We start from the raw sequence: 13,897 nt of genomic DNA, 5'->3' as shown, positions 1-13,897 counted from the left end.
CCCCTGATCTGCTATACACTACGAAGGAGCTCGTAAGGAAATAAGCGAGGAGCGATACATATGAAATATAGAAGGCTTGGCAAAAGCGGACTGAAGGTAAGCGAGATCGGACTTGGTAGCTGGCTTACCTATGGAACGGCGACTGCCGCTGATACAGCTGGGGCATGCATTCATAAAGCCTATGAGCTGGGTATTAACTTTTTCGATACAGCCAATGCTTACAACAATGGAGAAGCCGAGAAGGTTATGGGCGACGCTTTGAAAGCGTATACCCGCAGCAGCTATGTGCTTGCTACAAAGGTGTTTTTTCCAATGGGCGCAGGTCCAAATGATCGCGGTCTGTCTCGCAAGCATATCGTGGAGCAGTGTGAGGCGAGCTTGAAGAGACTCGGAGTCGACTACATCGATTTATATCAATGCCATCGCTTTGATGAGGATACGCCGGTTGAAGAGACGCTGCGAGCGCTTGATGATTTAACGGCGCAGGGCAAAGTGCTTTATACAGGCATAAGTGAATGGAGCGCTTCACAGATTGCAGAAGCAAGCGAGACGGGCAAAAGACTTGGATTGCGGCCTCTCGTCTCCAACCAGCCTATCTACAACATGTTCGAGCGGTATATTGAAAAGGATGTGCTGCAGGTATGTGAGCGGGAAGGCATGGGACAGGTCGTATTCTCACCGCTGGCGCAGGGAGTGCTAACCGGCAAATACAAGCCTGGTCAAGCAGCGCCAACGGACAGTCGTGCTGCGAATGACAAAACGAACAGCATCATTAACAGCTATATGCGGGAGGATGTCCTTCTGGTAGCGGAGAAACTGGAGCAGCTAGCACTGAGCATCGGAGCAACGCTGTCACAATTCGCATTGGCATGGGTATTGCGACAACCAGGCATAAGCTCAGCCATAATTGGCTCCAGCCGCCCATCGCAAATCGAGGAAAACGTAAAGGCTATTGCGTTGAATCTGTCGGAAGAGGTGCTGGCACAGGCTGATAATATATTGGCAGAGGTAAGCGGATTTTCTCCAATACGTTAATAAGTATGCAAAAATAAGGTGAAGCTGGATTAGGTCCTGCTTCACCTTATTTGCTATATATAATAGAAGGGATTTTTTTACCGATTGATTTGCGACTCGGAAGGCGTGTAGGTACCGGGCTGCGTAATCGGGGGAGGCATAACCTTGCCGCCAGCAAAGTGGTATTTCACGAGTGTATTGAAAGGATCAATCCATGGCATGAGCGAGCGTCCACCCCAGGCCTCTTTTGCAAATTCATTAAAATAATTCATAAATTCCATATTCGCAGATATATGCACCTCTTGCACGGTTGGTGCCATCTCCCGAACCTTTACCGCAACCGTCTGTTTCAATTCCGGGGATAGGTTATTCAAATCATTGACCGAGAAATAAGAGTTATAGGGGTACACAAGGACACGGCTGTTGCCGTATGGACTTCCCGTATCATTATTATAGACGCCTTGAGTCGTCCCTGTATTGTTCTGTTCGCGTTGACCGCCGGAGCCCTGCGTGCCTACCGCCGTCCAGTCGAGCATAAGACCAACATACGCGTTTTTGTCCGTAAGCATCACAATGGCGGAGGCTACTCCGTTAAGATCGCTTACTTTACGGGAGATGGCTGAGCTGTATTCAAAGAATGCATTATCGTGCTGATAAGGATTGATGGTCATTGGTCCATAAGCCTTGTCGCCGAGCATCTTCGGATCATTCGCCTGCCGGCTGCCATAATCGGTGTCACTTTTTTGCGCCAGCTCTTCGTAATTGCAGCCGGCAGCTGCCGTAATCATAACAGCGGAGAGCAGCAGCGCGGCTATTCGTTTAACCATAAAGAACGGACCCCCATTCGTACGATATTGGCTATAGTTTCTGTAAGAAGACCTCATTTATACGTTTCAAACAGCATACATAATTGACCATGGTTTTGGTGCACAATGTAGGATAGAAGATAGTCGGATGGATAAGCTGCAGCCGCGTAATAAAAATCAGGATGAAAACGTTGAAATCGTGCGATTTTGACAGCTTTGAGAACAATTTGTGAACTCTCTGTGGAACATTGACAAATAGGGTCTTCAACTTTATATTTAATAAAGTGATTTAAGTTGCAGGAGTTGTCATAACATCTGTGAAACACGCAGCCGGCCGCTTGCCACGTGAAATTAGGCAGCTGCGAAAAAGTCAAAAGTGGGGTTGATTAATGATGAAACGGTGGCGATTTGTAAAACGGCTTGCGCCGCTAATGGCCATGATGGTGCTAGTGCTTGCGGCATGCGGACGGGAAGATTTGTCAACGCTGAATCCCCAGGGACCTGTAGCGGAAGAGCAATTCGGACTGATGAAGCTGGCGATAGGAATCATGTTAATCGTGATTGTTGTCGTATTTGCGATTTCTTTGTATGTAATTATTCGTTTCCGCAGACGTCCTGGAGACAAGACGATTCCAAAGCAAGTTGAAGGAAGTCACAAGCTGGAGATTATATGGACGGTTATTCCGATCATCATGCTGATTATCCTTGGTGTTCCGACTGTTCAATCCGTATTTAATCTTGCTGAAGATTACAGTAAAGATCCGGATGCGGTTAAGGTTATCGTAACCTCGCATCAGTACTGGTGGGAATTTGAATATCCGGAGCTAGGTATTAAGACAGCTCAGGAGCTTATTATTCCGACTGGCAAGACGATTGCGATTGAAGCGAAATCGGCTGACGTTATTCACTCCTTCTGGGTTCCGTCGCTTGCGGGCAAGATAGATACGAATCCAGGCGCGAACGTTAACTCTATGTATTTCTCAGCGCCAAAAGAAGGCGTTTACCTTGGTAAATGTGCCGAGCTTTGCGGACCTTCTCACGGATTGATGGACTTTAAAGTGAAATCAGTGGACGAGGCTTCATTCGACCGCTGGGCAGCAGCGATTCAAGAGCCAGTTGCGCTTCCAAGCGATCCTGCGATTGCAGCGGCATTCGAAAGCAAATGTCTTTCCTGCCATGCTGTCGGTGATCTAGGCGGACCGGCATATCCTAACTTAACTGGTATTGGCAGCCGTGAGACTGTCGGAGGTATTCTTGTTAACACCGATGAACCGCAGTACGAAAATGAAGGTTCAGTTTACGATAACTTGTATCGTTGGATCAAAGATCCAAATGAAATCAAGCCAGGAAACCAGATGAGCGGGACTTACGATCTGACTGAACAAGAACTTGAAGGTATTGCGAAATATTTATCTGAACTGAAACTCGACTACGAACAATAATTTATCGGTGATTGAAGGAGGTACCTACTTTGGCTCATGCGCATACGCATACGGTCAAGCGCTACAGCGGTTTAATGGACTGGCTGACAACGGTTGACCATAAAAAAATTGGCATATTGTATTTGATCGCTGGCGGTTTTTTCTTCCTCATCGGCGGGTTGGAAGCAATTTTGATTCGGGTTCAATTATGGAAGCCGCTTAATAACTTTGTTAGTGCGGATACATATAACGAGCTTCTGACGATGCACGGAACAACAATGATCTTCTTAGCGGCCATGCCGCTGTTGTTCGCCCTCATGAATGCAATTGTTCCGCTTCAGATCGGGGCTCGTGACGTTGCATTTCCATTCGTTAACTCTTTGGGCTTCTGGACATTCCTCTTCGGTGGCGTGCTCCTCAATGTAAGCTGGTTTACCGGCGGAGCGCCGGAAGCAGGCTGGACTGCTTACGCACCGCTGGCCGGTGATACGTACAGCGCTGGAAAAGGTATGGACTATTATGTTTTAGGCTTGCAAATAGCGGGTATTGGTACATTAATCGGGGGGATTAACTTCCTAGTCACGATTATCAACATGCGTGCACCTGGTATGACGTTTATGCGTATGCCGATGTTTACATGGTCAGCGTTCATTACGTCATGTCTTATCCTGTTTGCATTCCCTGCTCTTACTGTAGGTCTTGCCGCACTAATGTTCGACAGAATATTTGACGCTAATTTCTTTGATCCTACCGGCGGCGGTAATGCCGTGCTTTGGGAGCATATTTTCTGGATATTTGGGCATCCTGAGGTTTATATCCTCATCCTGCCGGCCTTCGGTGTTATTTCCGAGGTAATAAGTACATTTTCACGTAAAAGATTGTTCGGATACAGCTCGATGGTATTCGCTACCATTCTGATTGGCTTCTTGGGCTTCATGGTTTGGGCGCATCATATGTTCACCACAGGTCTTGGACCGGTGGCAAATGCGTTGTTCTCGATTGCAACGATGCTTATCGCGGTACCAACAGGTATCAAAATCTTTAACTGGCTGTTTACAATGTGGGGCGGATCGATTAAGTTCACTACGGCGAACTTGTTCGCTGTCGGCTTCATCCCGACCTTTGTAATGGGCGGTGTAACCGGGGTCATGCTGGCAGCAGCGCCTGCCGATTTTCAGTACCACGACTCATATTTTGTCGTAGCGCATTTCCACTACGTTATTGTTGGTGGTCTGATTCTTGGTATTTTCGCAGGCCTGCACTACTGGTGGCCAAAAATGTTTGGACGGATGTTGAATGAGACTCTTGGCAAGCTAACATTCTGGACATTCTTTATTGGATTCCACTTGACGTTCTTTATTCAGCATTTCCTTGGCTTGCTTGGAATGCCGCGTCGTATCTGGACTTATCTAGACGGTCTAGGTTTTAATGAAATGAACATGATCAGCACAGTCGGCGCTTTCCTAATGGGCTTCGGAACAATCTTCTTCTTGCTAAACGTTGTTATTACAGCGTTCAAGCCGAAGAATGCACCTGCAGATCCATGGGAAGATGGACGTACACTCGAGTGGACGATTCCATCGCCGCCGCCAGAGTACAACTTTGCTCAAACGCCGCTTGTACGTGGTTATGATGCGTATTGGAAAGAAAAAATGGACGGTCACAGCGGCATGACGCCAGCTGAGCCAATCGGTCCAATTCATATGCCGTCTCCTTCGATTCTGCCTTTCTTTATGGGACTTGGATTGTTCATCGCAGGCTTCGGTTTTATGTATGCTCAGGATTGGGGAATCCTGTTCGGAATTAATACAGGTTATGTAATAGGAGCTGTTGGATTGCTTATCGTATTCGCTTGTATGTTCTTGCGTTCCGTTCACGATGACCATGGCTTCCACATTGAAGAAGAAGAAATCCTTAAAGATATGGGGGGGAAAGCATGAGCGCGCATTCGCATGTAGAAGGGCAATTGCCTCATGAGCCCGAGAAGGCGACCCTCGAGGGACGCAATAAAGTTTTAGGCTTCTGGTTATTCCTTGGCGGCGAGACCGTATTGTTCGGAACGTTGTTCTCAGCGTTCCTTGCGCTTCGCCATCAAGTGCTTGATGGACCGCCTGCGCATGAGCTGTTTCAGCTGCCGCTTGTCGCGATGGCAACAGCACTGCTGTTAACATCCAGCTTGACCAGCGTATTCGCTGTTCATGCTCTGCACACGAATCGGATTAAAGCTCTAATCAATTGGTTGATCATTACCGTTGTTTTGGGCGTTGCATTTCTTGGTCTTGAGATTTATGAGTTTGTACATTATGTACATGAAGGTCATGGTTTTACGACGAGCGCATTCAGCTCATCATTCTACACGCTCGTTGGATTCCACGGAGCGCACGTTGCCTTCGGTATAGTTTGGATTTCGTTGATCATTATGCAGTTGTACAAAAAAGGATTAAACGTCGTTACCGCTCCGAAGGTATACGTATCCGCAATGTACTGGCATTTTATCGACGTAGTCTGGGTATTCATTTTCACCGTCGTTTACCTGATGGGAAAGGTGGTTTAATCAATGGCAAGCAATCAATCTGCCACAGAGCAAAGCACCAAGCGTCATAGGGTCGAAGGACCAAAGAAGCATATTATTGCTTTTATTTTCTCCGTACTGTTAACGTTCATCGCGTTTGCGACCGTCATCAGCGGTGAGATTAACAAGGATTTCACTTACATTATTTTAGTAGGTCTAGCTATTTTGCAGGTATTCGTGCAAATGGCTTTCTGGATGCACATGAAAGACCGCGGACATCAGTTCGCGATCATCGGAATTTTATCTGGTGTTTTCATCGTATTTACTTGCGTGATAATGGCCCAATATTGGGTCTGGTGGTAAGAACATTGTCGTAATGTCGTAGAGGAGGGTCCCGGGCTTGGGTCCCTCCTCTTTTGTAAAATAGGTTAGCGTAATTGAAAGGAGCATCCACGGTGCTTGGCTTACAATATTTCAGCTTCGAAGAATTGTGGACCCCCATGTTTATGTTCGCAATGGCCGCTGTAGTCATTCTCTATTTCTACTTGATTGGTCCATGGCGGAAAAAAAATTTTCCGCAGGCGCCGGCCGCAACAACGCTGCAGAAGGTGTTGTTTGTATCCGCTGCTATACTTTTTTATTTTGTTCACGGTGGACCTTTTAATCTATTAGGCCATCTCATGTTCACATTTCATATGATCAATATGTCTGTATCTTATTTAATCGTTCCGCCGATGGTGCTGCTTGGCGTGCCAAGCTTCATTTGGCGCAAAATGTTCGAGGCTCGCTTCTGGAAGAAATTTAGCTTGCTCATGCATCCGGTCATTACTTTAATCTTGTTTAATATGTTATTCTCGATCTACCATATCCCACTTATCCACGACTATGTGATGACTCACTTTACTGTGCATCGTCTTTACTATTTTATTTTACTCGTTACCTCATTCATGATGTGGTGGCAAATCGCATGTCCGGTTCCGGAATGGAACAGGCTTACCGATATGAAGAAAATGGCATATGTATTCGCGAACGGAATTTTGTTAACGCCTGCTTGCGCATTAATTATTTTTGCAACAAGCTCAATGTATTCCATTTACAGCGATCCAAATGTCTGGGTAACGGCTATGGGTTACTGCGTCTCCGGTGATCCGAGCAGATTGCTTGATAGCTTTGGTGGTCCGCAGTTTTTCAACCTCATGGATGTTGTGGAGGACCAGCAGTTGGGCGGAATTGTGATGAAGCTTGTACAAGAAGTAATGTACGGTATCATTCTCGCCTATATATTCAAGCAGTGGTTCAAGCGTGAGCATACGGAGGATGATTTGCCGAATACGAATACTGGTACGGCATAGGATCAATCATTTATTTTATAGTAGGTGGGGTTGCATTGGATACTTATTTGATTATGCCGACGATAAGCACCGCCTTAATCGTTACTAGCGCAGTGCTAGTAGCATTCGGGTGGAGGCTGGCGATCAAGCGGAGACTCGAGCAGCATCAGAAAATGATGTTCTGGGCCGCAATTACGGCAATATTGTTCTTCATTATTTATTCTTCAAGAACGATTATTTCCGGTAATACCGAATGGGGTGGACCTGACAGCTTAAAGCCATTCTATTTAGGTTTTCTTTTGTTTCATATTACGCTTGCAACGATCGGAGCCGTTTTCGGCATTACTACGCTTACGCTAGGCTATAAGAAAAAATTCGCCAAGCACCGCAAGTGGGGCAGGGTGACATCGATTGTTTGGTTTATTACGGCCATAACCGGAACGATGGTTTATATATTGCTTTATTTGATGTATCCAGGCGGCCATACGAAGCCTATGATCGATGCAATTTTTGGTTAAGCTTTCAATCGAAAATGGAAAAACCGTGCTTTCGAAAGAGATGAACTCTTGCGAAAGCACGGTTTTTTTCTTTTTCAAGGGAATAGTTGACAAATTTGTATAAAGTAAATATACTGTGTATAAAAATATATACAGTATAACAACCGCTGATGTTGAAAGGAGCAAATGCTGTGAATGTTTGGAAAGGTGCATGGTATCTGGCGAAGCATGAGATATTACAGGATCGCTGGAAAATTCTTATTTCATTATCTTTCGTCATCTATATGTTATTATTTTCGATTCCGCTGTTTATGGCAGATTTCGCAGGCGAAAGAGAAACAACAATGAATTGGGCAACAGATTTTATTTATCTCTCTCTTCTGCCTTGTCTCGGATTTGTAATTAATAAATCGATGATGGGCTACTGGAAAGAGGATACGTTTACGAAAAAAATGGCGCATTGGCACACGATGCCTATTACATCGAAGCAGATTGTGCTTGGCAGATTGATTCATTTGACGATTGTATTGCTTGCCTCACAGCTTATCTTTTTCGCCCTGCAGTATACGTATTTTTATGTAAACGAGGCAAACCTATCGATTTTAGATTTTATGCTGTATGGGTTGTCATGGTTCTTGTACTCCTTGTCGATGGCAATTGCTTATATATACTGGGAAATCGGTTATCCTGGGAAAACGTATTTTCTCGTTAACTTTATCTATATATTCGGATTTTTGGCCTTATCCGTCTGCTTGTCAATATTTAAGGTAGGAAATATTGTAGTTAACTCGTTTCATCTGATCGAGGATGGTAATTGGTGGATCGTACTTGTCGCACTCGCTGTATGTATTGCAGCAATTTTTATTGGTATAAACCGTATGGAAAACCGGTTGGAGAAACGAAGCTACAGCGTTTAAGCATTGGTGTATGAAAGAGGGTGAAAGCTATTCGGCTGCCGATACAAATTAACGCCCAAAGCGCTGAGCCGCTGTATCATCAGATAGAAGTGCAGCTGCGTGCTTTAATCGTGAGCGGACAGCTGGAGGAAGGAACGCTTCTTCCATCGATTCGCGAGCTTGCTCAAATGGTAAAATGCAGCGTCATTACGGTAAAACGAGTTTACAGCGATTTAGAGCAGGAAGGCTTGCTTCGAACAAGGCAGGGAACAGGCACCTATGTGGCAGAGGTCGGCCAGAAGGAGCGCGACCGGCATCGTTTGTCAGCTGTTATCGAGGCGATGGAACAAGCGGTCATAGCCGGAAAACGTGTGCAGTGCTCGGAAGAAGAGCTGGTGAAGATGTTCAAGGAAGCGATGCACAAACATTTTGAATGAAGGCAGGGAAGCTCGATGGAGGAAGAGATTGCGATTCAAATGAACGGCGTTATTCAGAGCCGGTCTAATTTCAGACTAGGTCCGCTTCATATGAGTATACCGAAGGGCTTCATTACGGCAATCGTGGGTCCCAACGGCTCCGGCAAAAGCTCAACGTTCAGCTTGATGCTTGATCTTGCCAAGCCGGATGAAGGATCCATCGAAATGCTTGGAAATCAGATCGGGCAAGGCAGGGATCCCGAGCTATTGAGGAGGATCGGATATTTGCCGGAGCAGCCCTCACCGCACGAGGACAATATGAAAGGTACGGCAAAGGCTGAATTTAATCGTTTCTGGTACGGTGCAACTTGGGATGTAAATCGGTACCGCGAGATGCTGCGCATTTTGGAGGTTGACGATAATCAGATGCTCGCCAAAATGTCGAAGGGGATGCGCCGAAAGTTCGAATTCGCTTTGGCGCTGGCACATGAACCGGAGCTGCTGCTGCTCGACGAGCCTTCATCCGGTCTGGATCCTCTTGCCTGGAAAACGATGATTGAGATTCTTCACCGATATATGGATAATGGCGAGCGAACAATTCTAATGACATCCCATATTGTTGAAGAAGTTAAGCGGCTTGCCGATTATATCGTCTTTATGGCACAAGGACGAGTATTAGGGATGTACGAGAAGGATGAGCTGTTCAGCAGCTGGTTCACGTTATTCGTTAGCGGAGAAGGTCTTACCCAAAAGAAGGCGGCAGGTATGCCGGGGCAATGCGGCGTTGAGCATGCGGGCGGAACGACTTACCGTATCACGACAAATATGGCCGCTGAAGCAGAGCGATGGTGCGCGGCGGAAGGCTTGAAGCTTGTAAGCAGGCAAGCGCTGGAGCTCGATGAAATTATGAGCGCATTGCTGCAGGAAGACCGATTGCGTACTAGGATGAACGAAACGAAGGGAGTATGGAAATGAATCCATTAAAAGTAGAAAATGTTGTGAAGCAGTATGGAGATAAAACAGCAGTCAACGGGATCAGCTTCGAAGTAAGCGCAGGGGAAATTTACGGTTTGCTTGGCGCCAATGGCGCAGGCAAAACAACGACGATGCGAATGGTGCTTGGTCTCATTTATCCGGACGAGGGAAACATTTTTTATCATGGTAAAGCATACAGCAACGAACAGCTTCGCAATTTGGGCTATTTGCCTGAGGAGAGAGGTCTATACCCGAAGGTAAGGGTGAGCGATCAGCTTATTTATCTCGCACAGCTGCGCGGGATGTCGAAGAGAGATGCGGAACAAAGCCTGAAGAAGTGGCTCGATCGCTTTGAGGTGCCGGAGTATTACAACAAAAAGGTCGAAGAGCTGTCCAAAGGAAATCAGCAAAAAATTCAATTCATCGCAGGCGTCATACACTCGCCGAAAATTGTCATTCTCGACGAAGCGTTCAGTGGTCTCGATCCGGTCAACGTAGAGCTGTTGAAATCGACGGTTAAGGAGCTGCGTGATTCAGGCACAAGCATTCTGTTCTCGACGCATCGCATGGAGCATGTCGAGGAGCTGTGCCGTAATATTACGATTTTGCATCGCTCGAATGTTGTGTTGAAAGGGAATTTGAAAGAAATTAAGAAGCAATTTCCGAAGGAGCGCGTTATACTCAACACAGAGAAAGAAGTATCGGGTCTGGATAAGCTTGTCGGTGTAACAAATGTCATCCGTCATGAGTACGGCTACGAAATCGGAATTGCAAACGAAGCTGTGGGCGGTGATATTTTGCGCCATGCAATGGGGCAGTCGACGATTACGAGATTTGAGATCAAGGAACCAACATTGAACGAAATATTTATTAAAACGGTAGGTGATCGCCATGAATAGCTTTTGGACAGTAGTTGGCTTTACGTTAAAGAACAAATTCAGAGGCAAGGCATTTCTTATTACGACTTTAATTATTGCAGTAATTATTTCGATTGGTATTAATTTGCCTTATATTTTCTCGCAGTTTAACAGCGGCGGCGACAAAGTGACGAACATCGGCTACATTAGCTCGCAGCAAGCGGATCTAGCGGAAGGCACTTCAACCGGCGATCAGCTAAAAGCTTTCTATGAAATGCAGGAAAAGCCGACTTACAGGCTGGTAGCTTTCGAGGATAAGAGCTCCGCTGCTGAGAACGAGAAGCAGCTGAAGCAGGCGATCGAGGACAAGGAAATCAAAGGCTATTTGGAATTTGGTCAAATGACAGAGAGCGGCTTTCCTGAGATGATCTACAAATCGGAGAAGCTGATGGAATTCGAATTGTCCAGCTCCCTTCAAGGAGCGCTGCAGCTTATTCGTCAGGATACAATACTGCAGGATGCGGGATTATCTGATGAACAGCGCGCCTTGCTGAACGCTCCGATCCAAATCGACACGGTACAAATCTCGGCAACAGAAGGCGCCGGCAGTGTTGGAGAGGGCAAAACGCCGGAGCAGCAAGGAATGAACATGGGTCTCATCTACTTTATCATCGTCCTTCTGTTCATGGCGATCATGATTACAGGGCAGCTGATTGCATCGGAAATTACGGCCGAGAAAAGCTCGCGTGTTATGGAGATTCTCATTACTAGTGTATCGCCACTGAAACAAATGTTCGGAAAAATCGTAGGTATGTTTCTTGTTGGATTGATTCAAATAACGGTTTATGTCTTCGTCATTATTATTAATGTCATGCTTCCGCACAATAACAAGGCGTTAAGCAACTTGAATATAGACTTCACCCAAATCGATCTGAGCTTGCTGCTCTATTCCGTCCTGTTCTACTTGACAGGATACTTCTTATTCGCAACGCTGTATGCGGCGGTCGGATCGATCGTCAGCCGTACGGAGGATTTGGGTCAAGCTGTGCTGCCGATTACAATGGTGTCGTTGGCAGGCTTCTATATTACGATCTTTAGCATAAGCAGTCCAGACAGCACGCTTGTAACGGTCACTTCCTTCATTCCGTTCTTCTCACCGTTCGTTATGCTTCTCAGACTCGGTCTTACCGATCCGCCAGTGTGGCAGGTTCTCCTATCGATTGGCATCCTGATCATAACCATCTATATTTCGGTATGGATTTCCGCGAAGATTTACCGCACAGGCGTACTCATGTACGGCAAGCGTCCTAGCTGGAAAGAGCTTCGGAAGGCTATGAAGGCTTATAAGATTTAGAAGGTTTATTAATTTTTGTTGATAATCGGAACAAAAAGTTTGTTTCAGGAATGGCACTTGGAATTACAATCGGCGTAGCTCTCGGGGTGGCGTTAGAAAATATTGCGATCGGCATAGCCATTGGCGCCGGATTAGGAGCCGCATTCAGCGCAACATCTTCTAAGTCGCCGATAAGCAAATAAGTAACAAATATGAAGAAAGGAGGACCAGATGATGCAGAGGATTAAGTTGATGTATAAACTATTTTTGAGCGAGCCATGGTGGTTCAAAGTTCTTGTCATTTCCATGCTGCTCATTGCCATTATTTTTAGCGGATCATCGTTTAATGGGTATTTTCAGAGCGGGGCTAAGCTTGCCGCGGCTATATTTTTCATTTCATACGGTATCAAATTTAGGAGAAACACTCGAATTGGAATTATCTTCTTCTTAGTGGCGCTTATCTCGTTATATCTGTCTTTTGGGCGTTTTAGAGAGGCAGCCAGCTTTTAATGATAACGGCTCATAAGCGAATTCGTAGCAGGGACTCAGCCGTGAAGCTCGAGGAGGGCGATTGGTGAATAACGTCCTTGACAAGGACATCTATTTTCTGGAATAATATGTAATCTTAGAGATACCCGAATATAATCTCACTAACGGATATGGATGATCACTGGGCTGAGGAAAGAGTGCTCGCCGCACTTGAACTTGGTTTGCTTCAGGCTATCGAGAGGGTACGTTTCGACCGGAGCAGCAGATAACGTGCGTCGAGTTTGCGTGCGGCGCTGTTGGCGAGAGCACTTTTACTTCCAAACGAGAAAGGTCTAACATTTGCCGATGTGAAGCAATCCCGCCCTGGTCAAGGGGCACTGTAGCGGCTGCGGTAAGTTCAGGGCCTGTGAAAGGGGACGGTGACGGAACCTTCCGTGCGAGCCGTTTTATTCACTGTCCGGAAATGGCTGTTATAAGTAAGTGCTTAGGTTAAGATATGTCTCCGGTTTAAGCACTACATGCTACCCGTGTAAGTTCTTTAATAGGTGATTGGTAATGGAATATAATGGGGAGGACGTAGCCCAAGCGAAGGCGCGGGAGCGTTCTTTTATTGAACTAACTGGCAGATTAGTTCAATACATGGTCAAATAAATGTTGTTAATCTTAGGCTTGAATGTTACTATGGTTAAAATTTACTTTTGGAGTGAATAGAATGTCAGATTCGGTTGAGTTGATAAAACCATCAGTTGAATTTAAGGATGAGTACATATCGTTTTATAAAGATTGGAAATCAAGTGGCCAAGATATTACCCCGTGGGTTGTAGAGAAAGATCCTTCTAATTTTGATGGCATGATTGATTTCTTGTACTCGGAAGATACAGAAGATAAGATAACGAACGGGAGTTTTGTGCCCCATTCTACGTTCTGGCTTATAGACAAACATTCAAAAAAAGTCATTGGTGCAGTAAACATTAGACACAGACTCAATGTAAAGCTCCTGAATTGCGGTGGACACATCGGTTATGGGATACGTCCATCAGAAAGAAGAAAAGGTTATGCATCGATACTATTAGCATTAACACTTGAAATAACGAAAGAAATGGGTTTAAACAAAGTTCTTCTAGTTTGCGATAAAGGAAATGTAGCATCAGAAAAAACCATTATAAAAAATGGCGGTCAATTTGAATCGGAGTATGTGGAGGATAGTGGGAACCTTGTAAGACGGTTCTGGATACAGTTATAACCCTTTTTTGATGTGGGCACAGCGGTGGATCCGATCCATCGCTTGTTTTGCATTGCTGGAAATCCGCTCAGCTAACTGGCAGGAATGTTCAATAAAACAATTTTGGT

General features: G+C 45.6%; 17 protein-coding genes. 16 read left to right on the top strand and 1 reads right to left on the bottom strand.

The window, feature by feature from the left end; genetic code table 11:
• Window positions 1-60 precede the first annotated feature (60 nt).
• On the top strand, window positions 61-1,035 hold the full coding sequence (locus ACO9K6_RS10355) for an aldo/keto reductase family protein (protein WP_424767487.1): 975 nt from the start codon (window positions 61-63) through the stop codon (window positions 1,033-1,035).
• 77 nt (window positions 1,036-1,112) lie between these two features.
• Here ACO9K6_RS10355 and ACO9K6_RS10350 read toward each other — a convergent pair whose 3' ends face one another.
• The gene (locus tag ACO9K6_RS10350) at window positions 1,113-1,841 is read right to left on the bottom strand and encodes a hypothetical protein (RefSeq protein ID WP_424767486.1); all 729 of its coding nucleotides are present in this window, start codon (window positions 1,839-1,841) and stop codon (window positions 1,113-1,115) included.
• A 368-nt stretch (window positions 1,842-2,209) separates the two neighbouring features.
• Here ACO9K6_RS10350 and coxB point away from each other — a divergent pair, with 368 nt between their 5' ends.
• The 15 genes from coxB to ACO9K6_RS10275 all read left to right on the top strand — a co-directional run bounded on the left by coxB (window position 2,210) and on the right by ACO9K6_RS10275 (window position 13,790).
• Window positions 2,210-3,262 carry a cytochrome c oxidase subunit II gene (coxB, locus tag ACO9K6_RS10345; protein ID WP_424767485.1) on the top strand — a complete coding sequence of 351 codons (1,053 nt, stop codon included), beginning with the start codon at window positions 2,210-2,212 and terminating at the stop codon, window positions 3,260-3,262.
• A gap of 74 nt (window positions 3,263-3,336) precedes the next feature.
• Window positions 3,337-5,181, top strand: coding sequence for a cytochrome c oxidase subunit I (gene ctaD / locus ACO9K6_RS10340; RefSeq protein ID WP_424767636.1), 1,845 nt, complete (start codon window positions 3,337-3,339; stop codon window positions 5,179-5,181).
• Window positions 5,178-5,795 (top strand): cytochrome (ubi)quinol oxidase subunit III, encoded by a 618-nt coding sequence (locus tag ACO9K6_RS10335; RefSeq protein WP_424767484.1) that lies wholly within the window; start codon window positions 5,178-5,180, stop codon window positions 5,793-5,795. The genes ctaD and ACO9K6_RS10335 overlap by 4 nt, the downstream gene beginning before the upstream one ends.
• 3 nt (window positions 5,796-5,798) lie before the next feature.
• Complete coding sequence (locus ACO9K6_RS10330; RefSeq protein WP_424767483.1) at window positions 5,799-6,116, top strand: cytochrome C oxidase subunit IV family protein; 318 nt, start codon at window positions 5,799-5,801, stop codon at window positions 6,114-6,116.
• 92 nt (window positions 6,117-6,208) lie between these two features.
• Window positions 6,209-7,105, top strand: coding sequence for a cytochrome c oxidase assembly factor CtaG (ctaG, locus tag ACO9K6_RS10325; RefSeq protein WP_424767482.1), 897 nt, complete (start codon window positions 6,209-6,211; stop codon window positions 7,103-7,105).
• 35 nt (window positions 7,106-7,140) lie between these two features.
• A complete protein-coding gene (locus ACO9K6_RS10320) occupies window positions 7,141-7,602 on the top strand; it encodes a DUF420 domain-containing protein (RefSeq protein ID WP_424767481.1) in 462 nt (153 codons plus the stop codon).
• Window positions 7,603-7,772: 170 nt separating this feature from the next.
• Window positions 7,773-8,498 (top strand): hypothetical protein, encoded by a 726-nt coding sequence (locus ACO9K6_RS10315; protein ID WP_424767480.1) that lies wholly within the window; start codon window positions 7,773-7,775, stop codon window positions 8,496-8,498.
• Between the two features lie 29 nt (window positions 8,499-8,527).
• Complete coding sequence (locus ACO9K6_RS10310; RefSeq protein ID WP_424767635.1) at window positions 8,528-8,914, top strand: GntR family transcriptional regulator; 387 nt, start codon at window positions 8,528-8,530, stop codon at window positions 8,912-8,914.
• Between the two features lie 15 nt (window positions 8,915-8,929).
• Window positions 8,930-9,868: an ABC transporter ATP-binding protein gene (locus ACO9K6_RS10305; RefSeq protein ID WP_424767479.1), complete on the top strand. Its 939-nt coding sequence runs from the start codon at window positions 8,930-8,932 to the stop codon at window positions 9,866-9,868.
• Window positions 9,865-10,767 (top strand): ABC transporter ATP-binding protein, encoded by a 903-nt coding sequence (locus tag ACO9K6_RS10300; protein ID WP_424767478.1) that lies wholly within the window; start codon window positions 9,865-9,867, stop codon window positions 10,765-10,767. The genes ACO9K6_RS10305 and ACO9K6_RS10300 overlap by 4 nt, the downstream gene beginning before the upstream one ends.
• A complete protein-coding gene (locus ACO9K6_RS10295) occupies window positions 10,760-12,079 on the top strand; it encodes an ABC transporter permease (protein WP_424767477.1) in 1,320 nt (439 codons plus the stop codon). Before ACO9K6_RS10300 ends, ACO9K6_RS10295 begins: the two co-directional genes overlap by 8 nt.
• 50 nt (window positions 12,080-12,129) lie before the next feature.
• On the top strand, window positions 12,130-12,261 hold the full coding sequence (locus ACO9K6_RS10290) for a hypothetical protein (RefSeq protein ID WP_424767476.1): 132 nt from the start codon (window positions 12,130-12,132) through the stop codon (window positions 12,259-12,261).
• Window positions 12,262-12,292: 31 nt separating this feature from the next.
• Window positions 12,293-12,568 carry a hypothetical protein gene (locus ACO9K6_RS10285; RefSeq protein WP_424767475.1) on the top strand — a complete coding sequence of 92 codons (276 nt, stop codon included), beginning with the start codon at window positions 12,293-12,295 and terminating at the stop codon, window positions 12,566-12,568.
• Between the two features lie 244 nt (window positions 12,569-12,812).
• Window positions 12,813-13,040 (top strand): S-layer homology domain-containing protein, encoded by a 228-nt coding sequence (locus tag ACO9K6_RS10280; protein WP_424767634.1) that lies wholly within the window; start codon window positions 12,813-12,815, stop codon window positions 13,038-13,040.
• Between the two features lie 219 nt (window positions 13,041-13,259).
• The gene (locus ACO9K6_RS10275; RefSeq protein ID WP_424767474.1) at window positions 13,260-13,790 is read left to right on the top strand and encodes a GNAT family N-acetyltransferase; all 531 of its coding nucleotides are present in this window, start codon (window positions 13,260-13,262) and stop codon (window positions 13,788-13,790) included.
• Window positions 13,791-13,897: the final 107 nt, after the last annotated feature.

The sequence above is a fragment of the Paenibacillus praedii genome, assembly GCF_049725345.1.
In the GTDB taxonomy this organism is placed as follows: domain Bacteria; phylum Bacillota; class Bacilli; order Paenibacillales; family Paenibacillaceae; genus Pristimantibacillus.
This window is presented reverse-complemented; position numbering and strand designations above follow the sequence as displayed.